Below are 25,298 nucleotides of genomic sequence, written 5' to 3' on the forward strand. Positions count from 1 at the left end.
TCACGCATGCGTCTTGCCAAACTCGGCGCCGCGCTCGGCGCGCTGATACTGGGCGCGGGCCTCGCCGCGCCGGCCCTGGCGCAGCCGACCGCCGACACCGTCGCGGCGATCCGCGCGCGTGGGCAGCTGGTCTGCACCACCGCGCCCTCCACCGTCGGCTTCTCGCTGCCCGACAGCCAGGGCGTCTGGCGCGGGATCGACGTGGACTACTGCCGCGCGGTGGCCACCGCCATCCTCGGCGATCCCAACCGCATCCGCATCGTCCCCTCCTCCACCGCGCAGCGCTTCACCATGCTGCAGTCGGGCGAGGTGGACATGATCGTCCGCTCCACCACCTGGACGCTCGCGCGCGAAGCCTCGCTCGGCCTCGTCTTCGCCGGCGTCAGTGTCTATGACGGGCAGGGCTTCATGGTGCACCGCGACAGCGGCGTCACCTCCGCCACGCAGCTCGACGGCGCGACGGTCTGCGTGCAGCCCGGCACCACGACCGAGCTGAACATGGCCGACTTCTTCCGCACGCATCGCCTGCGCTACACGCCGGTGGTCATCGAGAACATCGAGGAGATCCGCAGCTCCTTCATCAGCCGCCGCTGCGACGCCTACACCAACGACGCCTCCTCGCTCGCCTCCTTCGCCGCCGGGCAGGGCGCGAACGCCAACCGCTACCTGCTGCTGCCCGAGATCATCTCGAAGGAGCCGCTCGGCCCGGCCGTGCGCAAGGGCGACTGGCGCTTCTTCGACATCGTGCGCTGGGTCCACTTCGCGCTGGTGACGGCGGAGGAGCTCGGCATCAACTCGACCAACATCGAGAGCTTCGCGAACAGCACCAACCCCGACGTGCAGCGTTTTCTGGGCCGCAGCGGCGACCTCGGCCGGATGCTCGGGCTCGAGAACGACTGGGCGGTGCGGGTGGTGCGCGCGGTCGGCAACTACGGCGAGCTGTGGGAGCGCAACATGACGCCGATCGGCTTCCCGCGCGGGCCGAACAACCTGTGGAACCGCGGCGGGCTGCAATACGCGCCGCCGATGCGCTGACAGCACGCGCGGGCGGTGTAGTGTCGGGGGGTGGCGGGCGACCGCCACCCCCTTCGCATATCGAGGACCACCCATGAAAAGGATCATCGCCGCCGCCCTCGGCCTGCTCGGCCTGGCCGCGCCGGCCATGGCGCAGCCGCAGCCGCCAGCCGACACGGTGTCGGCCATCCGCGCCCGCGGCGCGGTCAATTGCGGTGTCACCCCCAACACCATCGGCTTCGCGACGCCCGACAGCCGCGGTGTCTGGCGCGGGCTCGATGCCGATTACTGCCGCGCCGTCGCCGCCGCACTGTTCGGCGACCCCGACCGCGTGCGCTTCGTGCCCACCACCACCCAGGCGCGTTTCACCGCCCTGCAATCGGGCGAGGTGGACCTGCTGGTCCGCGCCACGACCTGGACCCTCTCGCGCGAGGCGCAACTCGGCCTCGTCTTCGCCGGGGTCAACTACTACGACGGCAACGGCTTCATGGTGCACCGGCGGCTGAACCTCGCTTCCGCCCGGCAGCTCGACGGCGCCTCGGTCTGCCTCCAGCCGGGCTCGACGACGGAGCTGAACGTGGCGGACTACTTCCGCAGCAACTCCATGCGCCTCAACCCCGTGCTGTTCGAGAACATCGAGGAACTGCGCAGCGCCTTCGCCGCCGGCCGCTGCGACGCCTACGCCTCCGACACCTCGACGCTCGCCGCCTTCCGCGCCGGCATGGGCGACCGCGCGGCGGATTTCGTCCTGCTGCCCGAGATCTTCAGCAAGGAGCCTCTCGGCCCGCTGGTCCGCAAGGGCGACTGGCGCTGGTTCGACATCGTGCGCTGGACGCATTTCGCCCTGCTGACGGCGGAGGAACTGGGCATCGGCTCGACCAACATCGACAGCTTCGCGGGCAGCACCAACCCCGACGTGCTGCGCTTCCTGGGCCGGACCGGCGATCTCGGCCGCATGATGGGGCTGGAGAACGACTGGGCCGTGCGCGTCGTCCGCGCCGTCGGCAACTTCGCGGAGGTCTGGGACCGCAACGTCACGCCGCTCGGCACCCAGCGCGGCATCAACAACCTCTGGACCCGCGGCGGGCTGCAATACGCGCCCCCGATGCGCTGAATGCGCGCCGGCGGGCCACCCGCCCGCCGGTCAATCCGCCCGCGCGCCGCTGGCCCGCACCAGCGGCACCCACAGGTCTATCTCGCTCCGCAGGAAGTCGGCGAAGCGCTGCGGTGTCCATCCGCGCATCGCGGGCGTTCCCATCTCGTCGAAGCGGGCGCCGATGGCGGGGTCCGCCAGCGCCTGCTCGATCGCGGCCGCCATGCGGTTCACCACCGGCGCGGGCGTGCCGCTCGGCGCGTAGATCCCGTACCAGGAATAGGCCTTGAAGTCGCCGAGCCCGACTTCCCGCGCGGTGGGTACATCCGGCGCATGCGGGCTGCGCTCCTCGGTCGCCACGAACATCATCCGGGCGGTGCCTTCGCGGTGGAAGGGCGCGAGCAGGCTCGGGATGTCCGTGGTGAAGGCGATCTCGCCCTGCTGGAGCGCGAGGAAGGTCTGGCCCGGGTTGCGATAGGTCACATGCTCCGCCGTGGCGCCGATGCGCGACAGGAAGGTGGCCGAGCAGATATGGCCCGAGGTGCCCGCCCCCGCGCTGCCGTAGCTGAACCGGCCGGGGCTGGCGCGCAGCAGGGCGATGAACTCCTCCGCGTTGCGGGCGCCGAGCCTGGCGGAGGCGGCAATGGCGAGGGGGACGAAGACGGTCGGCGCCACGCTCGCCAGGTCCCGCAGCGGGTCGTAGGGCAGGCGCTGGTAGAGGCCGAGCGCGAGCGCGGTGTTGGAGACGGTGGCGAGCAGGAAGGTCTCGCCGTTCGGCGGCTGCTTCGCCACGTAGTCCGCCCCCACCGTGCCGCCCGCGCCCACCCGGTTCTCCACCACCACGGGCTGGCCGAGGATCTCGGACAGCTTCGGCGCCAGGAGGCGGGTGGTGATGTCGGTGCCGCCGCCGGTGCCGAAGGCGACCACGATGCGGATCGGCCGCGTCGGCCAGGCCTGGCCGAGCGCAGGGCGGGCGAGCGTGGCGGCCGGCAGGACCAGCGCGGCGCGGCGTGGAAGTCTGATCATCGGGGAAGCCCTCCACCCTGCATCAAAGCGCGGAAGCCGGCCCCGCGCCACTCCGCGGGCGGGCTTCGCGCGGCCCGCGCCTATTCGCGGATGTTCAGGCTGCGCACCAGCGGCACCCAGGTCGCGTTCTCCTCGCGCACGAAGGCGGCGAAGCGGTCCGGCGTCCAGCCGCGCATGGCGGGGGTGCCCATCTCCTCGAAGCGGCGGGCGATCGTGGCATCGGACAGCACCGTCTCCAGCGCCTGCGCCATGCGGTCCACGATCGGGCGGGCCATGCCGGCGGGGCCGAAGATGCCGTACCAGGAATAGGACTTGAAGTCGGGGATCCCGGCTTCCCGCGCCGTCGGGATGTCGGGGATGATGGAGGAGCGTTCGTCGGTCGCGGTGAACAGGATCCGCGCCGTCCCGCCATCGTGGAACGGCTTGAGGAGGGAGGGGATGTCCATGCAGTAGTGGATCTCCCCCGATTGCAGCGCCGCGAAGACCTGCCCGCCGCCGCGATAGGGAACGTGCACGGCTTCCGCCCCCACCTTGATGGCGAAGGTCGCGGCCGAGATGTGGCCCGAGGCGCCGACGCCGGAGGAGCCGTACTGGTAGAAGCCCGGGCGCGCCCGCATCAGCCGCACGAAGTCCTGCGCCGTGCGCGCATCCACGCCGCGCGTGGTGATGGCCATGCAGATCGGCACGAAGACGGTCGGCGCCACCGGCGTCAGGTCGCGGATCGGGTCGAAGGGCATCGGGGCCGGCAGCCCGGGCGCGAGCCCGATGGGCGACAGCGTCGCCAGCACGAAGACATCGCCGTTCGGCGGCTGCTTGGCCACGTAGTCCGTGCCCACCACGCCGCCCGCGCCGCCGCGGTTCTCGATCACCACCGGCTGGCCCAGCACCTCCTGCAGGCGGGGGGCGATGATGCGCGTCGTCACGTCGGACCCGCCGCCCGCGCCGAAGGGCACCACGATCCGCACCGGGCGCGTCGGCCAGGCGCCCTGGCCGAGGGCGGGCGCCGCCAGCATCGCGCCGGTGCCGGCGAGCAGGGCGCGGCGGCGCAGGGGGGTGGTCAGGATCTGGTCGGTCATCGAGGCTCTCCCGTCGGTCACGCGATGATGCGGCGCGGGGCCGTCGCTGCGAAGGGGCTTCGGGGCCTGTGGATCACGGGGACATCGGGGATGGACGGAAATCACCCCTTCCGGGCCGGCGGCACGGCGTGGTCCAAGGGTTGCGGGGCGGCCGTTCTTCATCATCTTCAACGAACGAAACGGCAACATTCCGCCCTGGAGCGGCCTCGAAAAAAAACGCAAGTGGCGAACCGGAGCGTGCATGTGGTGTTTCGAAGACTGTGGCAACACTACATCTTGTTGCCGGCCAGGGCTGGGGGCATCCTCCGCGCCACGGGGGAGTCGCTCCTGCAGGGAGCAGCATGAGGGGGTTGGTCGTGTTTGATGCCGTACAGCTTGAAGGCCATGGCCAGGTCCGCATCGATCGCGGCCGCGATGCCCTGCTGACCGATTTCGGCAAGGCGACGCTGGACGACAGGTACCTGCTGCCGGGCGAGTCCTACCAGGACCTGTTCGCGCGCGTCGCCTCTGCCTATGGCGACGATGCGGCGCATGCGCAGCGCATCTACGACTACATCTCGAAGCTGTGGTTCATGCCGGCCACCCCCGTGCTGTCCAACGGCGGCACCACGCGCGGCCTGCCCATCTCCTGCTTCCTGAACGAGGCGTCGGACAGCCTTGACGGCATCGTCGGGCTCTGGAACGAGAATGTGTGGCTTGCCGCCAAGGGGGGCGGCATCGGCAGCTACTGGGGCAACCTGCGCGGCATCGGCGAGAAGGTCGGCCGCAACGGCAAGACCTCGGGCGTGATCCCCTTCATCCGCGTGATGGACAGCCTGACGCTGGCGATCAGCCAGGGTTCGCTCCGCCGTGGGTCCGCCGCCTGCTACCTGCCGGTGAACCACCCGGAGATCGAGGAATTCCTCGAGATGCGGCGCCCGACGGGCGGCGACCCGAACCGCAAGGCGCTGAACCTGCACCACGGTGTGCTGATCCCCGATGCCTTCATGCGCGCGGTGGAGGCCGACGAGGAATGGGCGCTGGTGTCGCCGAAGGACGGGGCGCTGATGCGCAAGGTCTCGGCGCGCAGCATCTGGATCCGAATCCTGACGGCGCGGATCGAGACGGGCGAGCCCTACATCATCTATTCCGACCACGTGAACCGGAACCGGCCGGAGCACCACAAGCTGGCCGGGCTGGAGGTCAAGACCTCCAACCTCTGCTCCGAGATCACGCTGCCGACCGGCCTCGACCAGCACGGCAACGAGCGGACGGCGGTGTGCTGCCTGTCCTCGCTGAACTGCGAGACCTGGTTCGAGTGGTCGAAGGAACCGCGCTTCATCCCCGATGTGATGCGCTTCCTCGACAACGTGCTGCAGAGCTTCATCGACACCGCGCCCGATTCGATGGCCCGCGCCCGCTACAGCGCGATGCGCGAGCGCAGCGTCGGGCTCGGCGTGATGGGGTTCCACAGCTTCCTCCAGGCGCTGAACGTCCCGTTCGAGAGCGCGATCGCGAAGGTGTGGAACCGCAGGATGTTCCGCCACATCCGCGAAGGCGCCGACCTTGCCAGCCGGCAGCTGGCCGAGGAACGCGGCGCCTGCCCGGATGCGGCCGAATACGGCTTCATGGAGCGCTTCTCGAACAAGATCGCGATCGCGCCGACGGCGTCCATCTCGATCATCTGCGGCGGCGCGAGCCCGGGGATCGAGCCGATCGCGGCCAATGTCTACAACCACAAGACGCTGTCGGGCAGCTACATCGTCCGCAACCCGCACCTGAAGAAGGTGCTGGCGAAGCACGGGCGCGACGACGACGAGACCTGGACCTCGATCACCGTCACCAAGGGCAGCGTCCAGCACCTCGACTTCCTGACCCAGCAGGAAAGGGACACCTTCAAGACCGCCTTCGAGCTGGACCAGCGCTGGGTCGTGGAACATGCGGCCGACCGCACGCCGTATATCTGCCAGTCGCAGTCGGTGAACCTTTTCCTGCCCGCCAACGTCCACAAGCGCGACCTGCACCAGATCCACATGATGGCGTGGAAGAAGGGGGTGAAGTCGCTCTACTACTGCCGCAGCCTGTCCATCCAGCGCGCCGACACGATCAGCGCGAAGGTGGTCGGGCAGGGCGACGTGATGGCCGCCCACAACGACGGCACGGGGCGGGACGACCAGCAGCCCACCCTGCCGCTGGTGGCCGCGGCGCAGCCACGCGCCAACGGCAACGACTACGAAGAATGCCTCGCCTGCCAATGAGCACGGGCCGCCTGACGCCGGAGGTCGCGCCCATCGCGGCCCGTCGCGCCCAGGTGGCGCGGCAACTCGACCTCATGCTGGAGGACCGCGCCCCGGTGGAGCAGGTCCGCCGGCTGCTGAGCGACCTCGACCGCATCTCGCTCGACCTCGCGCGCACGCTCGACGGCGTGCGCGCGCCCGACCAGACCGCAAGCCGCTAGTCCCCACACAGATCGCACGAGAAGACCCATGCCGGACGACGCGATTCCGAACGCCCCGCGCCCCGCGCAGGACGAGCTGCCCATCCGCTTCGACCTGCTGACCGCCAACCCGGTCTACAAGCCCTTCCGCTATCCCTGGGCCTACGAGGCCTGGCTGCAGCAGCAGCGCATCCACTGGCTGCCGGAGGAAGTGCCGCTGGCCGACGACGTGAAGGACTGGCAGAAGAACCTGACGCCAGCCGAGCGCAACCTCCTCACCCAGATCTTCCGCTTCTTCACCCAGGCGGATGTCGAGGTGAACAACTGCTACATGAAGCAGTACAGCCAGGTCTTCAAACCGACCGAAGTGCTGATGATGATGTCGGCCTTCTCCAACACGGAGACGATCCACATCGCCGCCTACAGCCATCTCCTCGACACCATCGGGATGCCGGAGATCGAGTACACGGCCTTCCTGAAATACAAGGAGATGAAGGACAAGTACGACTACATGCAGGCCTTCACGGTCGATTCGAAGACCGAGATCGCCAAGACGCTCGCCGCCTTCGGCGCCTTCACCGAAGGCCTGCAGCTCTTCGCCTCCTTCGCCATCCTCATGAACTTCCCGCGCTTCAACAAGATGAAAGGCATGGGCCAGATCGTGAGCTGGTCGGTGCGCGACGAGACGCTGCACTGCCTGTCCGTCATCCGCCTGTTCCGCACCTTCGTGCAGGAGAACCCGGAGATCTGGACCGAGGAGCTGAAGCGCGACCTCTACCTCATCTGCTCGACCATCGTGGACCATGAGGACGCCTTCATCGACCTCGCCTTCGAACTCGGCGGCGTGCAGGGCCTCGATGCCGCGCAGACCAAGCAGTACATCCGCTTCATCGCCGACCGCCGCCTCCAGCAGCTCGGCCTCGAACCGCTCTACCGGATCGAGAAGAACCCGCTTCCCTGGCTCGACGAGATGCTGAACGCGGTGGAGCACACCAACTTCTTCGAGAACCGCGCGACCGAGTATTCCAAGGCCTCCACCACCGGCTCGTGGGAGGACGCCTTCGCCGACACCACCTTCACCACCGCCCAGCCCGAGGGCGAGATCGCGCTCGGCCGCCACTGACGCCGCGTCCCTCCCCCGTGCCGCGGCGGGGGAGGGACGGGATGGCGGCGGCGCATGGACGTCCGCCGCCGGCGGGCCTATCTCCGGCCCATCATGCTCAATGCCGTCCGGATCCTCGCCCTCCTCCTGATCCTCGCCCTCGGTGGCCTCTGGGCCTCCGCCTGGTTCGGCCGCGCGCCGGGGGAGGGGGTGGCGGAGTCCTTCGCCCGCCGCTTCGCCGGGCTGACGGGGGGCGAGATGCCCGCCCCCTCCGCCGGCGGCGTGCAGCTGCCGCAGGGCATGGCGCTCGGCGGGCCGTTCCGCATGACCGACCACACCGGCCGCGCGGTGACGGAGGCCGATTTCGCGGGCCGCTTCCTGCTGGTCTATTTCGGCTTCACCTTCTGCCCCGATGTCTGCCCGACCGAACTCGGCACCATCGCCGCCGCGCTCGACACCCTGGGTGAGGCGGGGGGGCGCGTGACGCCGGTGCTGGTCACCATCGACCCGGAGCGCGACACGCCGGAGGCGCTGGCCGACTACGTGTCGCGCTTCCACCCCCGGATGGTCGGGCTGACCGGCACGCCGGACCAGGTCTCGGCCATCGCGCGGGCCTATCGCGTCTTCTACGCCAGGGTGCAGCGGCCGGAGATGACGCAGTACGTGATGGACCATTCGTCCTTCATCTACCTGGTCGGCCCCGATGCGCGGGTCAGGACGCTGTTCCGCCCGGAAACCACGCCCGAGCAGATCGCCCAGGCGGTGCGCGGGCAGATGCGGGGCGGCTGAGAGACCGCGCGGGCGCGGGGAAGCGGGCGCCCGGGGCGGGCCCGCCCGCTCTCATATCCGTGCATCGAAGGGTTTCGGCATTGCCGAAGCCCCGCTATGTTGTTGGGGAGACGGCCGGTCCGTATCCCGGTGCCGGCATGAGGGAGTTGTGGTCTAGATGGCCGAAGAGGAACGCGATCAGTCCGGGCGCGACGCGGCCCGTTCGCCGTCGAGCCCCCCGCGCCACACCCGCCGGCTGTCCGACAAGATCCTCATTGCCTTCCACCACGCCTGCGACCAGGGCGACTACGAGGTGGCGGAGGAACTGCTCCGCATCCTCGAGATGATGCTGACGCGCCGCCCCGTCGCGCCCGACGTGAACCGGCGGAAGAACATGGAAAGCCTGGTCGCGGCGCATGAGCGCCTTTGGCTGCTGCGGCACCCGGACGCGAACGACTCGTAAGGTTGGCAGCCGGCGCGGGGCCGCTCACACCGGCAGCGGCGCGGCGTCGCGCAGAATGGCGGTGGCGGCGGGCGAGGCGCCGGGCCCTTCATGCAGCGCAAGACCCGGCAGCACCCGCCCGGGCCCGCGCCCGCCCCGCCGCGCACCGAGCAGCACGCGCTTCGCCGCCACGCCCGCCCGCGGCCAGAGCGGCAGCAGCGCCGGGCTGCCGAACCCCGCCGCACCCAGCGCCGCCAGGCCATCCGCGAAGCGCGCCGCCGGCAGCACCAGCGTGGCGCCGCCCCGGTGCCCGACCGCCGCGGCCAGCGTCGCCGCCCAGTCGCCGAGCGTCGCCCCCGCCTCATGCGTCGCCGCGCGGCGCAGCGCAGCGGGCGGCGCGCTGCCGCCTTCCCAGTAGGGCGGGTTGGCGAAACCCTGGGCGCAGCGCGGCAGGGCGCGGCGCAGGGCCGGGTCGGCGACATCCCCGGTGATCACCGTGACCCGCCCCCCCAGCCCGTTGAGCGCCGCATTCTCGCGCGCGAGGTCGGCCAGCGCCGCGTCGCGTTCCACCGCGACCACCTCGATCCCCGGCACCCGGGCCGCGAGGCACAGGAACGCCGCGCCGCTGCCGCAGCCGAGTTCCAGCACGCGGTCCCCCGCCCGCGCCGGCACCGCGGCCGCCAGCAGCACCGCGTCATGGCCTGCCCGCAGGCCCGCGGCGAACTGCCGTAGCCGGACGCGGCCGCCGAGCAGCGCGTCCTCCCTCATCGCAGGCCGTCCGCCTCCCCCGCGTCGCGCAGCACGCGGCGGGCCTGGGCGGCCTCGTCGGACGGCACCGCGAGACGGCGCGGGAAGGCGCCGATCCCGCCCTCCAGCGCGCTGATGTGCCCGTCCAGCACCACCGGCGACAGGCCGGCATCGCGCAGCAGTGCGGCCAGGAAGGACAGCCGCACCGGGTCGCTCGTCGCCAGCAGCACCTGCATGTCCTCTCCGCCAGGTTCCGTCCGCTTGCCCGCCTTCCGGCCGGGGTCTAGGTTGCCGGCCCCCTGACCGAGGTCAAGATCGCGTGGATGTGTCCGTGGCCCCGAGCGCCGCTCCAGCCGACAAGGCCGCCCCCGGGACCGCCCGCGGCGAGGATGCGCTCGCCGCGCTGACCGCTCTCGTCCGGGACGACCTGGAGGCCTGCAACCGCCTGATCGTGGAGCGGATGCAGAGCCGCGTGGCGCTGATCCCGGAACTCGCCGCGCATATCGTGGCGGCGGGCGGCAAGCGGCTGCGCCCACTGCTGACGCTCGCCGCCGCGCGGCTGGTGGGCTATCGCGGCGACCGGCATGTCGGGCTCGCCGCCTGCGTGGAGTTCATCCACACCGCGACGCTGCTGCATGACGACGTGGTGGACGAAAGCGCGCTGCGCCGCGGCCAGGCCAGCGCCAACGCGCTGTTCGGCAACAAGCCATCCGTGCTGGTCGGCGACTTCCTGTTCGCGCGCGCCTTCGAGCTGATGGTGGCGGACGGCTCGCTCGAGGTGCTGCGCATCCTGTCCTCCGCCTCCGCCGTGCTGGTCGAGGGGGAGGTGCTGCAGCTTGTCATCCAGAACGACATGTCCGCGACCGAGGCGCAGTACCTCGAGGTGATCGAGGGGAAGACCGCCGCGCTCTTCGCCGCCGCGACCGAGGTGGGCGCCGTCGTCGCGGGCCGCCCCGCGGCGGAGCAGGCGGCGCTGCGCGCCTATGGCCACAACCTCGGCGTCGCCTTCCAGCTGATCGACGACGCGCTGGACTACAGCGCCGAGCAGGAGCGGCTGGGCAAGACCGTCGGCGACGACTTCCGCGAGGGCAAGATCACGCTGCCCGTGCTGCTCGCCTTCGCCCGTGGCGACGAGGAGGAGCGCGCCTTCTGGCGCCGCACGGTGGAGGAACGCGAGCAGGCCGGCCCCGACCTGCCTCGCGCCATCGCGCTGATGCAGAAGCACCACGCCTTCGCCGACACGGTGGCGCGGGCGCGCCACTACGGCGATGCGGCGCTGGCCGCGCTGATGACCTTCCCCGACGGCGCGGAACGCCGCGCACTGGCGGATGTGGTGGAGTTCTGCATCAGCCGCGCGCGCTGACGCGCCGGGCGGCCACGCGCCGCGGCCAAGCCAGGCCCGTGGGCGGGGGCATGGATGCACCGGCATCCATGCCGCCCGCCGTCAAACGACCGCCAGGCTTTCCCGCCGCAGGGCGACGGTCAGCGCATCCAGCGCCTTCGAGGTGCGCTCGATCATCTGGTCGATCTCCTCCGCCGTCATGATCAGCGGGGGCGAGAAGGCGATGGTGTCGTTCGCCAGGGTGCGCAGGATGACGCCGGCATTCTCGCCTTCCTTCGCCATCCGCCCGCCGACCTTCAGCGCGGGGTCGAAGTTCTTCGCCGCCTTCTTGTCCGCCACCAGCTCGATCGCGCCCACCATGCCGACGCCGCGCACCTCGCCCACCAGCGGGTGGTCGGCGAAGGCCTCGCGCAGCTTCGCCTGCATGTGCGGGCCGGTCCTGCGGACATGGCCGACGATGTCGATCTCGTCGTAGATCCGCAGCGTCTCCACCGCGACGGCCGCCGGCACGGGGTGGCCGGAATAGGTGAAGCCGTGGCCCCAGGTGCCGATGGTCTGCGACCCGTCGGCCAGGCCCTGGAAGACGCGGTCGTTGATGATGATGGCGGAGATCGGCAGGAAGCTCGCCGACAGCGCCTTGGCGCAGGTGATGATGTCCGGCGTGATCGAATAGGTCTGGCTGCCCCAGTAGTTGCCGGTGCGCCCGAAGCCGCAGATCACCTCGTCCGCCACGAACAGCACGTCGTATTTCCGCAGCACCGCCTGGATCTTCTCGAAGTAGCCGGCTGGCGGCACCATCACGCCGCCCGCGCCCATCACCGGCTCGGCGAAGAAGGCGGCCACCGTCTCCGGGTCCTCGCGCAGGATCGTCTCCTCCAGCTCGGCGGCGAGGCGGGTGGAATACGCCTCCTCCGTCTCGCCGGGCTGCGCGCCGTGGTAGTGGTGCGGCGTCGAGACATGCAGGAAGCGGTCGGAGACCGGCAGGTCGAACATCCGGTGGTTTGCCGGCAGGCCGGTGAGCGAGCCCGCGGCGATGGTGATGCCGTGATACGCCTTGAGGCGGGAGATGATCTTCTTCTTCCGCGGCCGGCCGATGGCGTTGTTGAAGTACCAGACCATCTTGATGGCCGTGTCGTTCGCCTCGGACCCGCTGTTCGCGTAGAACACCTTGCTCATCGGGCAGGGCGACCGCTCGATCAGCATCTCGCTGAGGTCGATCATCGGCTCGTGCGACTTGGCGGTGAAGGCGTGGTAGAAGGGCAGCTTCTTCATCTGCGCATGCGCCGCCTCGACCAGGCGCTTGTTGTCGAAGCCGAGGGACGCGCACCACAGCCCGGCCACCGCCTCGATGTATTCCTTGCCCTGCTCGTCGAAGACGCGCACGCCCTCGCCGCGGGCGATCACCAGCGGGCCGTTCGCCGCATGCGCCCGGTGGTCGGTGTAGGGGTGCAGCACATGGGCGATGTCGCGCGCGGCGTTCGAATTGCGGGGCGGGGTCATGGCGGCCTGCGTCCTCGGCGGTGTCGAGGGGAGGGAGCCTAGACCAGTTTCCGCCCGCTGTAAGCCGCCGCCGCGCAACCGCGGCGCGGTCCATAGGGCAGCCACGTTTCCGCGAGCGGCCCGGCGCGGCGTCCCCCCGCCACCTACCCCGGCGCTAGGCTGCCCCCCTTTTCCGCGTGGGGGGATCGATCCATGAAGCGCGTGTCCGTTGCCCTGCTGCCGGTCCTGGCCGCCGCCGCCCTGCCGCCGCCCGCCGCCGCGCGCGACGCCTTCGAGGGCACCTTCACGGTCGACGGCCAGACCACCACGGCCTCTCGCCGCGATGCGGAGGATTTCGTCGACATCTTCAGCGATGCGGGGCTGCGGTCGCTCTTCTCGAACTACGGCCCGACCTCGGCGACCAATGCGGAGGTGAGCCTGCGCGGCGTTCCGGCCACCCTCTCCTACGACGCCGGCTCCACCACGCTGCGGCTGCGCGTGCCGGGGGCGGGGATCGACGAGAGCTTCACCGGCGCCACGCGCGACGCCAGCCAGGACCTGGCGCTGGAATGGCTGCGCGGCCGCGGCGGGGCGGCGCTGACGCGGCTGCTGCAGCAGGCGGTGGCCACGACGCCGATCGACCCAGTCGCCGGCAACCCGAACAGCCTGATGTCGCAGATGGGCGCGTCGGACTTCAACCTGGCCACCGGCGGGGCGCCCGGCGGCGGCTTCTCGCTCGGCGCACGGTTCGGCAGCTATTCGGCGGAAGGCTTCGACACCCGCGTCTGGACCCTGCCGCTCGGCTATTCCTTCGGCATGTCGAACGGCGCGACGCTGCTGGTGGATGCGCCGCTGACGCTGCTGAGCGCGGCCGGGACGCAGTCCTATTCCGGCTCGCTCGGGCTCGGCCTGCGCGTGCCGCTGCGCATCGGACTGCCGGACGGCGTGGCGTGGAGCCTCACGCCGATGCTGCGCGCGGGGGGCGTCGGCTCCGTCTCGCTCGGCGCGGTGGGCGGGATGTGGTCCGCCTCGCTGACCAGCACGATCGACTGGCAGGTCCGCCCCGGCACCAGCGTGACGATCGGCAACATGGTCTCCCGCCTGCAGACGCTGCCGATCAAGATCGGGGACTACGATGTCAGCTACGAGCTGACCAACCTCATGTACCGCAACGGCGTCATCGCCACCCAGGCGGTGGGGGAATGGCTCGGCCGCCCGGTCCAGGCCTCCGCCTTCCTGATCGACACGCGCTTCACGGGCGATGCCCTCTATGTGCGGTCCTACCAGGAATTCGGCGGCTATCTCAGCTTCGACATGCAGGCGGGCGGGCAGCGGCTGCCGCTCTCCCTCGGGGTGACGGTGCTGAGCGGGGACCGGGGATACCGGGGCTACTCCCTCAACCTCGGCGTCACCTTCTGACGGTGGTTGCCCCGGCCGGCGCGGGGCGCCAGATTGCCCGGCCGGAGGGGTTGCCACATGACCGAGATCAAGCCGCATGCCGCCCATTGGGGCGCCTTCGACGCGGTGGTGGAACGCGGCCGCCTGGTGGGCGTGCGCCCCTTCGGGCGCGACCCCTTCCCGGGCAGCCTGATCGACGCCATGCCCGAGGCGGTGCATTCCGCGGCGCGGATCGACCGCCCCCATGTCCGGCAGGGCTGGCTGCGGGGCGAACGGCGCGGGTCGTCCCGCGGCGGCGATGCCTTCGTGCCCGTCCCCTGGGACCAGGCGATCCGCCTGGTCGCGGAGGAGACGGCGCGGGTCCGGGCGGAACACGGCGCGGCCTCCATCCTCGGCGGGTCCTATGGCTGGTCCTCGGCGGGGCGGTACCACCACGCGCGCACGCAGCTGCACCGCTTCCTCGGACTCGGCGGCGGCTTCACGGCGCAGGTCACCAACTATTCCTACGGCGCGGGCATGACGCTGATGCCCCACATTCTCGGCACCAACGAGGTCATCCAGGGCCCGGTGACGGACTGGGCCAGCATCGCGGCCCACGCGAAGCTGATGCTGTGCTTCGGCGGGCTGCCGCGCAAGAACGGGCTCGTCACCTCGGGCGGCGGCGGCGGGCATGAATACATCCCGCTGATGCGCCGGGCTGCGGAAGCCGGGGTGCGCTTCGTCAACATCTCCCCCTTCCGCGGCGACACGGAGGCGTTCCTCGGCGCCGAATGGGTGCCGATCCGCCCGAACACCGACGCGGCGATGATGTTCGCGATGGCGCATGTCATCCTGGAGGCGGGGCGGGAGGACCGGGACTTCCTGGCGCGCTGCACGGTGGGCTTCGACCGCTTCCGCGACTATGTGATGGGCGCCGCCGACGGCACGCCGAAGACGCCGGATTGGGCCGAGCGCATCACGGATGTCCCGGCCGCCACCATCCGGCGCCTCGCGCTCGAAGCCGTGGGCGCGCCCACCATGTGCACCGCCACCTGGTCGCTCCAGCGGGCGGAAGGCGGCGAACAGCCCTGGTGGGCGCTGGTGGCGCTCGCCTCCATGCTGGGCGGCATCGGCCGGCCGGGGCAGGGGATCGCCTTCGGCTACGGCAGCATGAACGGTATCGGCACGCCGCGGCAGGAACTGCCCTCGGTCGGCGGCGTGCCGGTGAGGAACCCCTGCGGCGCCTACATCCCGGTGGCCCGCATCACCGAATTGCTGGAACGCCCGGGCGGGATCCTGCAGTACAACGGCCGCGACCTGACCCTGCCCGACATCCGGATGATCTGGTGGGCCGGCGGCAACCCCTTCCACCACCACCAGGACCTGGGTCGCCTGCTGCGCGGCTGGAACCGCGCCGACACGGTGGTGGTGCAGGAACCATGGTGGACCGCCGTCGCCCGCCATGCCGACATCGTCCTGCCGGCGACGACGACGCTGGAGAGGAACGACATCATGTCCTCCTCCCGCGACCGCTTCGTGCGCGCCATGCACCAGGCGATCGCGCCGGTGGGGCAGGCGCGCAACGACGTGGACATGCTGGCCGACATCGCCGATGCGCTGGGCTACCGCGCGTCCTACACCGAACAGCGCGACGAATCCGCCTGGCTCCAGCACCTCTACGGCCTGTGGCGCCGCGCCTGCGCGGAGCAGGGGATCGAGGTGCCGGATTTCGACCGCTTCTGGGCCGACGGCTTCGTCGAGATCGCGCCGCCCGGGCGCGAATACGTCCAGTTCGCCGAATTCCGCGCCGACCCGGCCGCCAACCCGCTGAACACGCCGTCCGGCAAGGTCGAGATCTATTCCGAGACCATCGCGAGCTTCGGCTACGAGGAGACGCCCGGCCACCCGGTCTGGCGGGAACCGACGGAGTATCTCGGCGCGGCGCTTGCGGCGCGCTACCCGCTGCACCTGCTCTCCTTCCAGCCCGCGACGCGGCTGCACGGCCAGCTCGACACCGGCCGCGTCGCGGCGGCCGACAAGATCGGCGGGCGGGAGAGGCTGCGGATGAACCCGGCCGATGCCGCCGCGCGCGGCCTGCGGGACGGCGACCTGCTGCGCGTCTTCAACGACCGCGGCGCGGTCTGCGCGGGCCTCGAGGTGACGGAGGAGATCCGCCCCGGCGTCGTCGCCATGGCGACCGGCGCCTGGTGGAACCCGGCGGTGCCCGGCGCGACCGATTCCGCCTGCCTGCACGGCAACCCCAACGTGCTGACACCGGATTGCGGCACCTCCCGCCTCGGCCAGGGATCGGCCGCGCAGTCCTGCCTGGTCGAGATCGAGCGCTGGCCGGGCGAGCCGCCGCCCGTCACCGTCCATGCGCCGCCGCCGGTGGCCGTGGCGTGACCACGCGGCGTGCCGCCCTCGCCGCCGGCGCGGCGGCGCTGGCGCTGCCGGCGGCGGCGCAGATCACCACGCTCGACCTGGCCGGGGCGGCGCTGCCGCCGCGGCCCGACGACTGGACCGCCGCCGGCCACCGGCGCGAGGTGCTGATCCGCTGGGGCGACCGCGTCACCTTCGACGCCCCGCCCTGGGACCCGCGCAACCCCGCGCCCGAAGCCGCCGCCGCGCAGTTCGGCTGGGACGCCCGCATCGCCGGCGCGGTGGTGCCGCCGGTGGCCGCAGACGGCGTGCCGCGCCTGGTGCTGGCCGTCGCCCATCCCGAACTCGATCCCGCCATGGCCTGGCCGGGCGGACATGAACGGCCGGCCCTCGCCGCGGCGATGTCGGGCGTGTCGCTGCTGAACCTGGAAAGGCAGGGCGGGCGCTGGGTCCTGGTGGATGGCGGCTTCCAGAGCCGCCATCTCGGCATCGGCACGCTGTGCCGCTTCGGCGGCGCCGCCGCGCCGGCGCGCGGCGTGCAGGGGCTGGTCGGCGTCGGCGGCGGCTGCGCCACGCCCTGGGGGACGCTGCTGCTGGCGGAATCCGGGGCCACCGCCTGGCTGCCGCGCCTCGCCGCGCTCGACCCCCGCTTCGCCGAGGCGCCGCGCTTCGGCTGGGTGGCGGAGATCGACGCGCTGGATCCGCAGGCCGTGCCCACCAAGCGTGCCGCCCTTGGCCGCATCGGCGCGGCGGCGGTGGCGGCGGGCGTCGCCGCGGATGGCCGCGCGGTGGTGTTCCTGGCCGATGGCCGGCCGCAGGGCTTCCTCTACCGCTTCGTCTCCGCCGGCCCGGCGGCGGAGCCCGATGCGCTCGATGCCGGCACGCTCCAGGTGGCGCGGGCGGAGGGCGAGGCGATCCGCTGGCTGGCCCTGCCCGACGCCGCCGCACCCGGCCCGGCCGCCATGGCCGACCAGGCCGGGGGTTCGGCCTTCGACACGCCGGCGGCGCTGGCGCTCGACCCGCGCCGGCCACGCTTGCTGCTGGCCTGCCGCGCCGGCGGCGGCCGCGCGGAGACGCGGACGGACCACCTGAACCCCCGCGCGGGCGCGCATCCGGGCCATGTGGTGGAGATCACCGGCGACCTCGCGGCGGAACGCCAGGCGGCGCGGGTGCTGTTCCTGGCGGGCGATGCGGCCGAAGGCGGCAGCTATGGCCGCGGACAGCCCGCGGGCGCCGTGCCGCGCCATCCCGCGACGCTGGCCGTCGATGCGCGCGGGCGGCTCTGGATCGGCACGGATGGTGCGGGGCGGCCGGGCGCCGCGCCCGATGCGGTCTTCGGCTGCGACCTCGACGGGCCGGGGCGGGGGGTGGTGCTGCCCCTCTACGCCGCGCCGCGCGCGGCAGGCATCGGCGGCGCGCTGCCGACCCCGGATGGCGAGGCGCTGCTGGTCGCCGTGCGCCGGCCCGGGGCGGAGCCGGGCGCGACCTTCGACCGGCCGGCGACCCGCTGGCCCGCCTTCGACCCGCGCACACCACCCCGCAGCGCCGTGCTGACGGTCGCGCGCAATGCCGGCGGTGCAGTGGGGGGCTGACGCCGCGGCGCCGGTGGAAGACCCCGGCTGCCCCCTGGCAGCGCGGCCATGCCCTTGCGAATGTGACATTTTTGTTGCAAAGCTGGGGACCTGACGAGGCTTGCGGCGTTGCGGCCAGGGGCGCACCCCTGGCCGCCCGCGAAGGGAGGACAGCATGTCGAACGGCGCCGAGACCACGCGCAGGTCCGTCCTCGCCGCGGCGGTCGCCGTCGCCGGCGCGGCGAAGCCGGTGCTGGCGCAAGGCGCGGCGGAGCAGCGGGTGGTCGTCATCACCAGCTTCTCCCGCGACGTGACCACCCCCTTCGTCCAGGCCTTCGAACGCCGCCACCCCGGCACCCGGGTCGAGGTGCAGAACCGCAGCACCACCGCCGCCGTCGCCTTCGTGCGGGAGACCCGCGCCGCCCCGCCCGACCTGTTCTGGGCCAGCGCCCCCGACGCGTTCGAGGTGCTGAAGGCCGGCAACCTGCTCGCGAAGCCGCAGATCGACACGGCGGGCATCCCGCCCCGCATCGGCGGCCAGCCGACCCATGACCCCGAGGGCCACTATTTCGGCTTCGCGGTGTCCGGCTACGGCATCATGTACAACACGCGCTACATCCGCGCGAACCGCCTGCCGGTGCCGCGCGAATGGGCAGACCTGAAGAACCCGGTCTACCAGAACCACATCGGCATCTCCTCGCCGAGCCGCTCCGGCACCACCCACCTGACGATCGAGACGATCCTCCAGGGCGAGGGGTGGGAGCCCGGCTGGGCGCAGCTGCTGGAGATCGCGGGGAACTTCGCGCAGGTCTCCGACCGGTCCTTCGGCGTGCCGGATGCGGTGAACAGCGGGCAGTACGGCATCGGCATCGTCATCGACTTCTTCGGGCTTGCCGCGAAGGCGTCGGGCTTCCCGGTGGAATTCGTCTATCCCACCGTCACCACCCTGGTGCCCGCCAACATCGCGATGATCGAGGGCGCGCGCAGCCCCAATGCGGCGCGCGCCTTCATCCAGTTCCTGCTCTCGCCCGAGGGGCAGGAAGTCCTGCTCGACCCCAAGGTCATGCGCCTGCCCGTCCGGCCGGAGACCTATGCGCGCGCGCCGCAGGGCTTCCCCAATCCCTTCACGGACGCCTCGCTCGGCTCCCGCGTGCGCTTCGACAACGACCTGTCGGAGAAGCGGTACGAGCTGCTGAACAGCCTGTTCGACCGCCTCATCACTTTCCGCCTGCGCGAGCTGACGGAGGCGTGGAAGGCGGTCCATGCCGCGGAAGCCGCGCTGGCGCGGCGGGAGAATGCGGAAGGCCGGCGCCTGGTGGCGGAAGCCCGCGCGCGGCTCGCCCGCCTTCCGGTCACCGAGCAGCAGGCGGCGGACCCCGCCATTGCCGGCGCCTTCCAGCCGACCCGCCCCGACCGCCCGGCGGGCCCCCGCCAGGCGCAGCTCGAGGAGGAGTGGGACCGCTTCGCGCTCGCGAACTACGCCGAGGCGCGGCAGCTCGCCGAACGCGCGCAGCGCGCGCGCTGACAGCGGGCGTGTCCACCACCGCCCTGCCGGCCGCGGCCGCCCGCCCCTGGGGTGCCCGGCTGCGCGCCGAGACGTCGCCCGTGCAGCTGCTGGCGGCCCTGCTGGTCGCCTCCTTCCTCCTCGCCTTCCTCGTCATACCCGTGGGACGTGTCGTGCTTGCGGCCTTCGAGGCGCCGGGCGGCGGCTTCACGCTGATCCATTTCGGCGACTTCTTCCGCACCGGCCTGTTCATCGAGAGCTTCTGGAACAGCACCTATGTCGCGGCGATGAGCGTCGTCGTCGCCTCGCTCATCGCCGTGCCGCTGGCGGTCATCCTCGCCCGCCACCGCTTTCCGGGCGCCGCGCTCATCACCACGCTCGGCGTGCTGCCGCTGGTGATGCCGCCCTTCGTGGGTGCGGTGGCGATGCAGCTGATCTTCGGGCGGAACGGCACGGTCAACCTGCTGCTGATGGACTGGTTCGACCTGCGCCTGCCGCTGATGGAAGGGCTGAACGGCGTCGTCTTCGTGCAGGCGCTGCACTACTTCCCCTTCATCCTGATGAACCTCACCGCGTCGCTGTCCAACATCGATGTCGCGATGGAGGAGGCGGGCCAGAACCTCGGCGCGAAGGGCCCGGTGCTGCTGCGGACCATCGTGCTGCCGCTGGCGCTGCCGGGCTACCTCGCCGGCGCGTCGCTGGTCTTCGTGAAGGTGTTCGACGACCTCGCCACCCCGCTGCTGCTGAACGTGACGAACATGCTGGCGCCGCAGGCCTATCTGCGCGTCACCTCGGTCGGACTCGGCGACCCGATGGGCTATGTCATCAGCGTGATCCTGATGGTCGTCTCGGTCGCCGCCATGGCGGGCGCGGCGCTGCTGCTGCGCGGGCGGGACTACGCGACGCAGCAGCGCGGCGGCGGCGGGCTCGGCCGCAGGCCGCTGACGCCGGCCGGCCGCGCGCTGGCCTGGGGCTTCGTCGTGCCGGTGCTGGCGCTGGTGCTGGCGCCGCATCTCGGCATCCTGCTGCTCAGCCTCGCGACCATCTGGTCATTCAGCCCGCTGCCGGACGCCTTCACCCTGGCGCATTACGGCACCGTCCTGCGGGAGACGCCGCAGTTCCTGACCAACACGCTGCTCTACTGCGGCGCGGCCGGGCTGATCGACGTGGTGATCGGCGTGACCATCGCCTGGCTCGTGCTGCGAACGCGCCTGCCCGGGCGCGGGCTGCTCGACCTCGTCGCGATGTCGGCGCTGGCGGTTCCCGGCCTCGTCCTCGGCATCGGCATCCTGCGGACCTATTTCGGCGTGGAACTGCCGGACGGCACCTCCCTCGCCACATCGGGCGTCATGCTCGCCATCGTCTATGCCGTGCGGCGGCTGCCCTATGCGCTGCGCGCCGCGACGGCCGCGTTGCAGCAGGTGCATCGCAGCCTGGAGGAGGCGGCGGAGAATCTCGGCGCCGGCAAGGTCACCACGCTGGCGCGCATCGTCGTGCCCCTGATGGCCGGCGGGCTGGCCGCCGCCTTCGTGACCAGCTTCGCCACCGCGGCGGTCGAGCTTTCGGCCACGCTGGTGCTGGCCGCGCGGGACAGTTCCGCCCCGCTCTCCTACGGCATCTACGTCTACATGCAGAGCCCGGCGGGGCGCGGGCCAGGCGCCGCGCTCGGCGTCATCGCGGTGCTGACGGTCGCGCTCTGCACCTTCGCCGCCCACCGCATCGCGGAACGGGAACGCGGCCGCCGCTCGCGCGGGGGAGGAGAGGCATGACCGCGGCGGGCGTCGAGATCGAGCGCGTCTCCTTCGGCTACGGCGCGACGCGCGTGCTGGAGGATGTCTCGCTCACCGTCCGGCGAGGCGAGTTCTTCGCCTTCCTCGGCCCGTCCGGCAGCGGCAAGACCACGCTGCTGCGGCTGGTCGCGGGCTTCGGCACGCCGGATTCCGGGCGCATCCGCATCGGCGGCCGCGACGCGACGAGGGAGCCGCCCTGGGCGCGCAATGTCGGGCTGGTGTTCCAGAGCTACGCGCTGTGGCCGCACATGACGGTCGCGCAGAACGTCGCCTTCGGGCTGGAACGCCGCCGCGTGCCGCGCGCCGAGCGCGACAGGCGCGTGCGCGCCGCGCTCGACCTCGTCGGCCTCTCGCAGATGATGGACCGGCGCCCGGCGCAGCTTTCGGGCGGGCAGCAGCAGCGGGTGGCCATCGCGCGGACGCTGGCGATCGAGCCGGAGGTGCTGCTGCTGGACGAGCCGCTGTCGAACCTCGATGCCGGGCTGCGCGCGGGCGTCCGGGCGGAGCTGGTGGAGCTTCAGCGCCGGCTCGGCCTCACCACCATCCTCGTCACCCATGACCAGGAGGAGGCGAACGCGGCCGCCGACCGCATGGCGGTGCTGAACGAGGGACGCGTCCTGCAGGTCGGCGCGCCGGCCGAGCTGTACGACCGCCCGGCCAGCCGCTTCGTCGCCGGCTTCCTCGGCACCGCCAACCTGATCGAGGGGGAGGTGGCGGCCGGCGGCTTCCGCGCCGGCGGCCTCGCGCTCCGCATCGGCGACGCGGCGCCGGGCCGCGCCACGCTGGCGCTGCGCCCGCAGGCCGTCACGCTGCTGCGCGGCGGCGATGGCGGCATCCCCGCGCGGGTGCTGCGGGCCGAGTTCCTCGGCGGCCATGTGCGCTACACGCTGGAAGCGGGGGAGGGACTGCGCCTGACGGCGGAGGAGCCGCATCTGCGCGGCCTCGTCCCGCTCGCGCCCGGCGCCGCCATCCGGCTCGACTTCGACCCCGCGCAGGCGACCCTGCTGCGGCAGTGACCACGAAAGGACATCACGGGATGCATCGCCGGCTGCTGTTCACCGCCCTCGCGCTCGGCGCGCCGCTCGCCCTTTCCGCGCCCGCGCAGGCGCAGGGGCAGCTCAACCTCTACTGCTCGGTGCAGATCGAGTGGTGCCAGGCGGTCGCGACGAACTTCCAGCGCGACACCGGCATCCGCGTGAACATGACTCAGCGCGGATCGGGCGAATCCCTCGCCGCGATCCGGGCGGAAGCGCAGAACCCGCGCGGCGACGTGTGGTTCGGCGGCACCGGCGACCCGCACCTCGCCGCCGCCGAGGAGAACCTGACCCAGGCCTATGAGAGCCCGAACAACGCCGCGTTGCATCCCTGGGCGCTGACGCAGTGGACGCAGTCCGGGCGCCGCGCCATCGGCGTCTATGCGGGCGCGGTGGGCTTCGGCTTCAACACCGAATTGCTGGCGCGCAAGAACATCGCCCCGCCGACCTGCTGGGCTGACCTCGCCGATCCGCGCTTCCGCGGCGAGATCCAGGTGGCCAACCCCAATTCCTCCGGCACCGCCTATGTCATCATCGCGACGCTGGTGCAGCTGATGGGGGAGGACGAGGCCTTCGCCTACATGCGCCGCCTGCACCCCAACGTGAACAGCTACGCCCGCAGCGGCACCGGCCCCATCAAGGCGGTGGCGCGGGGCGAGACGGGGGTGTCGCTCTCCTTCGTGCATGACGCGGTGACGGAGCGGAACGCGGGCTTCCCCGTGGCCTACAACACCCCCTGCGAGGGGACGGGCTACGAGATCGGCTCCATGTCCATCCTGCGCGGCGCGCGCAACCTGGCACAGGCGCGCCGCTTCTATGACTGGGCGCTGACCGAGCCGGCGCAGCGGCTCGGCTTCGAGGCCGGCGGGCAGTTGCAGCAGCCTTCCAACCGCAGCGCGCCGCTGCCGCCCAACGCGCCCGACCTCAGCCGCATTCGCCTGATCGAGTACGACTTCGCGAAATACGGCCGCGCCGCGGAGCGCCGCCGCCTGATCGAGCGCTGGGACCGCGAGGTGGGCTCCCTGCCGCGCTGAACGAGCCGACCGGGCCGGCGCCCTGCGTGCCGGCCGCCTTCCCCCTTCCGATCGGATCACCGCCATGCCGCTTCGAACGCTTGCCGCCGCCGCCGGCCTGACCTTCGCGCTCTCGGCCCCCGTCCAGGCGCAGGGCAGCCTCAACATGCTCTGCGCCCCCGCCGCCGACTGGTGCGAGGCGATCGCCGCCGCCTTCCAGCGCGACAGCGGCATCCGCGTCGCCATGGCGCGCAAGTCCGCCGGCGAGATCCTGGCGCAGGTGAGGGCGGAGGCGCAGAACCCGCGCACCGACATCTGGTTCGGCGCCTCGGCCGAGACGCACATCGCCGCGGCCGAGCAGAACCTGCTGCAGCCCTACACCTCGCCCAACATGGCGGGGCTGCATGACTGGTCGCGCAACGTCCACCGCATCACCGGCGAACGCTGCGTCGGCGTCTCCTCCGGCGCCATCGCGCTGGCCTGGAACCGGGAACTGATGGCGCGCAAGAACCTGCCGGTCCCGACCAGCTGGGCGGACCTGCTGAACCCCGCCTATCGCGGGGAGATCCAGCTGCCGAACCCGAATTCCTCCGGCACCGCCTACACCATCATCGCAGGGCTGGTGCAGCTCTGGGACGAGGACCGCGCCTTCGACTACCTGAAGCGCCTGCATGCCAACGTGAACGCCTACACCCGCAGCGGCGCGGCGCCGATGCAGGCGGTGTCGCGCGGCGAGACGGCGATGGCCGTCAGCTTCAACATGGAAGTCACCTCCATGGCGCAGGCCGGCTTCCCGATCGAGCTCGGCTACCCGACCGAGGGCACGAGCTACGAGGTCGCCTGCATGTCCATCATCCGCGGCGCGCGCAACCTGGCGCAGGCCCGGCGCTTCTACGACTGGTACCTGACGCCGGCCGCGATGGACATCGGCCCGCGCGTGAACCAGTGGCACGTCCCCGCCCACCGCGACGCGACGCCCGACCCGCGCATCCCGAACCTCGCCAACATCCGCCTGGTGAACTACGACTTCGCGACGTACGGGGAGGCGGGGATGCGCCGGCGCATCCTGGAACGCTGGGACCGTGAGATCGGGGCGCTGCCGCGATGAGGGCCCTTCTCCTTCCCGCCGCGCTCGCGGCGCTGCCGCTGCCGGCCCTCGCGCAGGGGCAGCTCAACCTCTACTGCTCCGCCACCATCGAGTGGTGCACGCCGATCGCGCGCGGGTTCGAGCGCGAGAGCGGCATCCGCGTGAACCTCAACCAGCGTTCCACCGGGGAGATGCTGGCCGCGATCCGCGCCGAGGCGCGGAACCCGCGCGGCGATGTCTGGTGGGGCGGCACCGGCGACCCGCATGTGGCGGCCGGCGAGGAGAACCTGACCCAGCCGCATGAAAGTCCCCGCATCGCGGAACTGCACGACTGGGCGCAGGCGCAGTGGCGCCAGACGGGGGGCCGCACCGTCGGCGTCTATGCCAGCGTGCTGGGCTTCGGCTTCAACACGGAACTGGTCGCGCGGAGGAACCTGCCGCAGCCGCGTTGCTGGGCGGACCTGCTGAACCCCGTCTACCGGGGCGAGATCCAGATGGCCAACCCCAACTCCTCCGGCACCGCCTACATCGTCATCGCGACGCTGGTGCAGATGATGGGGGAGGACCCGGCCTTCGAGTACCTGGCGCGGCTGCACGGCAGCATCAACGCCTATCCCCGCAGCGGCACCGCACCCATCACCGCGGTTGCGCGCGGCGAGACGGCGGTTTCAATCTCCTTCGTCCACAACGCGGCGGAGGAGGCGGCGGCGGGCTTCCCGGTGGGCCACGCCGTCCCCTGCGAGGGCACGGGCTACGAGATCGGGTCGATGTCCATCATCCGCGGCGCCCGCAACCTGCCGGCCGCGCAGCGCTTCTACCACTGGGCGCTGTCGGTCGAGGCGCAGCTGGAGGCGAGCCGCGAGGCGCGCAAGCTGCAGACCATGGCGAACCGCGGCGTGCCGCTGACCGACGGCGCGCCCAACATGGCCACCGCCCGCATCATCGACTACGACAACGCCCGCTTCGGCGCGAGCGCCGAGCGCCGCCGCCTGCTGGCCCGCTGGGACAGGGAGGTCGGCGCCCTGCCGCGCTGAGGCC

General features: G+C 71.9%; 22 protein-coding genes. 17 read left to right on the forward strand and 5 right to left on the reverse strand.

The genetic code is table 11. The features are described from left to right. Window positions 1–6: 6 nt before the first annotated feature. Both ACK8OX_RS07495 and ACK8OX_RS07500 read left to right on the forward strand, forming a co-directional pair. Window positions 7–1,035 carry an amino acid ABC transporter substrate-binding protein gene (locus tag ACK8OX_RS07495; RefSeq protein WP_430663340.1) on the forward strand — a complete coding sequence of 343 codons (1,029 nt, stop codon included), beginning with the start codon at window positions 7–9 and terminating at the stop codon, window positions 1,033–1,035. 73 nt (window positions 1,036–1,108) lie between these two features. Next, a complete protein-coding gene (locus ACK8OX_RS07500) occupies window positions 1,109–2,128 on the forward strand; it encodes an amino acid ABC transporter substrate-binding protein (RefSeq protein ID WP_430663341.1) in 1,020 nt (339 codons plus the stop codon). A 30-nt stretch (window positions 2,129–2,158) separates the two neighbouring features. On the opposite strand, the gene ACK8OX_RS07505 is transcribed toward ACK8OX_RS07500, so the two are convergent. Together ACK8OX_RS07505 and ACK8OX_RS07510 are read right to left on the reverse strand one after the other, a co-directional pair. After that, window positions 2,159–3,133, reverse strand: a complete 975-nt coding sequence (locus ACK8OX_RS07505; protein WP_430663342.1) for a Bug family tripartite tricarboxylate transporter substrate binding protein — start codon at window positions 3,131–3,133, stop codon at window positions 2,159–2,161. Window positions 3,134–3,213: 80 nt separating this feature from the next. Then, window positions 3,214–4,209, reverse strand: a complete 996-nt coding sequence (locus ACK8OX_RS07510) for a Bug family tripartite tricarboxylate transporter substrate binding protein (RefSeq protein WP_430663343.1) — start codon at window positions 4,207–4,209, stop codon at window positions 3,214–3,216. A gap of 341 nt (window positions 4,210–4,550) precedes the next feature. Between ACK8OX_RS07510 and ACK8OX_RS07515 the strand changes: the two genes are divergently transcribed. The 5 genes from ACK8OX_RS07515 (at window position 4,551) to ACK8OX_RS07535 (ending at window position 8,958) form a co-directional block, all read left to right on the forward strand. Next, the gene (locus tag ACK8OX_RS07515; RefSeq protein WP_430663344.1) at window positions 4,551–6,446 is read left to right on the forward strand and encodes a ribonucleoside-diphosphate reductase subunit alpha; all 1,896 of its coding nucleotides are present in this window, start codon (window positions 4,551–4,553) and stop codon (window positions 6,444–6,446) included. Further along, window positions 6,443–6,646 (forward strand): hypothetical protein, encoded by a 204-nt coding sequence (locus tag ACK8OX_RS07520; RefSeq protein WP_430663346.1) that lies wholly within the window; start codon window positions 6,443–6,445, stop codon window positions 6,644–6,646. The genes ACK8OX_RS07515 and ACK8OX_RS07520 overlap by 4 nt, the downstream gene beginning before the upstream one ends. 28 nt (window positions 6,647–6,674) lie before the next feature. Continuing rightward, window positions 6,675–7,748 carry a ribonucleotide-diphosphate reductase subunit beta gene (locus ACK8OX_RS07525; RefSeq protein WP_430663347.1) on the forward strand — a complete coding sequence of 358 codons (1,074 nt, stop codon included), beginning with the start codon at window positions 6,675–6,677 and terminating at the stop codon, window positions 7,746–7,748. A gap of 54 nt (window positions 7,749–7,802) precedes the next feature. Continuing rightward, on the forward strand, window positions 7,803–8,516 hold the full coding sequence (locus ACK8OX_RS07530) for an SCO family protein (RefSeq protein ID WP_430663348.1): 714 nt from the start codon (window positions 7,803–7,805) through the stop codon (window positions 8,514–8,516). 157 nt (window positions 8,517–8,673) lie between these two features. Then, on the forward strand, window positions 8,674–8,958 hold the full coding sequence (locus ACK8OX_RS07535) for a hypothetical protein (protein WP_430663349.1): 285 nt from the start codon (window positions 8,674–8,676) through the stop codon (window positions 8,956–8,958). A gap of 24 nt (window positions 8,959–8,982) precedes the next feature. Here the strand turns inward: ACK8OX_RS07535 and ACK8OX_RS07540 are convergent, their stop codons facing one another. Both ACK8OX_RS07540 and ACK8OX_RS07545 read right to left on the reverse strand, forming a co-directional pair. Beyond that, window positions 8,983–9,705 carry a tRNA1(Val) (adenine(37)-N6)-methyltransferase gene (locus ACK8OX_RS07540; protein ID WP_430663350.1) on the reverse strand — a complete coding sequence of 241 codons (723 nt, stop codon included), beginning with the start codon at window positions 9,703–9,705 and terminating at the stop codon, window positions 8,983–8,985. Next, a complete protein-coding gene (locus tag ACK8OX_RS07545; RefSeq protein ID WP_430663351.1) occupies window positions 9,702–9,920 on the reverse strand; it encodes a DUF2007 domain-containing protein in 219 nt (72 codons plus the stop codon). Before ACK8OX_RS07545 ends, ACK8OX_RS07540 begins: the two co-directional genes overlap by 4 nt. Before the next feature lie 95 nt (window positions 9,921–10,015). Between ACK8OX_RS07545 and ACK8OX_RS07550 the strand changes: the two genes are divergently transcribed. After that, entirely contained in the window at window positions 10,016–11,047 is a 1,032-nt protein-coding gene (locus ACK8OX_RS07550; RefSeq protein WP_430663352.1) for a polyprenyl synthetase family protein, read from the forward strand. Window positions 11,048–11,128: 81 nt separating this feature from the next. Here ACK8OX_RS07550 and ACK8OX_RS07555 read toward each other — a convergent pair whose 3' ends face one another. Continuing rightward, window positions 11,129–12,526, reverse strand: coding sequence for an aspartate aminotransferase family protein (locus ACK8OX_RS07555; RefSeq protein ID WP_430663353.1), 1,398 nt, complete (start codon window positions 12,524–12,526; stop codon window positions 11,129–11,131). A 192-nt stretch (window positions 12,527–12,718) separates the two neighbouring features. On the opposite strand from ACK8OX_RS07555, the gene ACK8OX_RS07560 reads away from it, so the two are divergent. The 9 genes from ACK8OX_RS07560 (at window position 12,719) to ACK8OX_RS07600 (ending at window position 25,294) form a co-directional block, all read left to right on the forward strand. Beyond that, on the forward strand, window positions 12,719–13,924 hold the full coding sequence (locus ACK8OX_RS07560; protein WP_430663354.1) for a hypothetical protein: 1,206 nt from the start codon (window positions 12,719–12,721) through the stop codon (window positions 13,922–13,924). Window positions 13,925–13,981: 57 nt separating this feature from the next. After that, window positions 13,982–16,285: a molybdopterin-dependent oxidoreductase gene (locus ACK8OX_RS07565; protein WP_430663355.1), complete on the forward strand. Its 2,304-nt coding sequence runs from the start codon at window positions 13,982–13,984 to the stop codon at window positions 16,283–16,285. Next, entirely contained in the window at window positions 16,282–17,853 is a 1,572-nt protein-coding gene (locus ACK8OX_RS07570) for a PhoX family protein (protein ID WP_430663356.1), read from the forward strand. The genes ACK8OX_RS07565 and ACK8OX_RS07570 overlap by 4 nt, the downstream gene beginning before the upstream one ends. A gap of 154 nt (window positions 17,854–18,007) precedes the next feature. Further along, window positions 18,008–19,357, forward strand: coding sequence for an ABC transporter substrate-binding protein (locus tag ACK8OX_RS07575; protein ID WP_430663357.1), 1,350 nt, complete (start codon window positions 18,008–18,010; stop codon window positions 19,355–19,357). A gap of 8 nt (window positions 19,358–19,365) precedes the next feature. Continuing rightward, window positions 19,366–21,105, forward strand: coding sequence for an ABC transporter permease (locus tag ACK8OX_RS07580; protein ID WP_430663359.1), 1,740 nt, complete (start codon window positions 19,366–19,368; stop codon window positions 21,103–21,105). Next, the gene (locus ACK8OX_RS07585; protein ID WP_430663360.1) at window positions 21,102–22,142 is read left to right on the forward strand and encodes an ABC transporter ATP-binding protein; all 1,041 of its coding nucleotides are present in this window, start codon (window positions 21,102–21,104) and stop codon (window positions 22,140–22,142) included. The genes ACK8OX_RS07580 and ACK8OX_RS07585 overlap by 4 nt, the downstream gene beginning before the upstream one ends. 20 nt (window positions 22,143–22,162) lie before the next feature. Next, on the forward strand, window positions 22,163–23,194 hold the full coding sequence (locus ACK8OX_RS07590) for an ABC transporter substrate-binding protein (protein WP_430663361.1): 1,032 nt from the start codon (window positions 22,163–22,165) through the stop codon (window positions 23,192–23,194). Between the two features lie 64 nt (window positions 23,195–23,258). Further along, entirely contained in the window at window positions 23,259–24,281 is a 1,023-nt protein-coding gene (locus tag ACK8OX_RS07595) for an ABC transporter substrate-binding protein (RefSeq protein WP_430663362.1), read from the forward strand. Next, on the forward strand, window positions 24,278–25,294 hold the full coding sequence (locus ACK8OX_RS07600; RefSeq protein ID WP_430663363.1) for an ABC transporter substrate-binding protein: 1,017 nt from the start codon (window positions 24,278–24,280) through the stop codon (window positions 25,292–25,294). Before ACK8OX_RS07595 ends, ACK8OX_RS07600 begins: the two co-directional genes overlap by 4 nt. The last annotated feature ends 4 nt before the right edge of the window (window positions 25,295–25,298 follow it).

Origin of the sequence: Falsiroseomonas sp. CW058, from assembly GCF_050563535.1 — a bacterium.
Lineage (GTDB): Bacteria > Pseudomonadota > Alphaproteobacteria > Acetobacterales > Acetobacteraceae > Falsiroseomonas.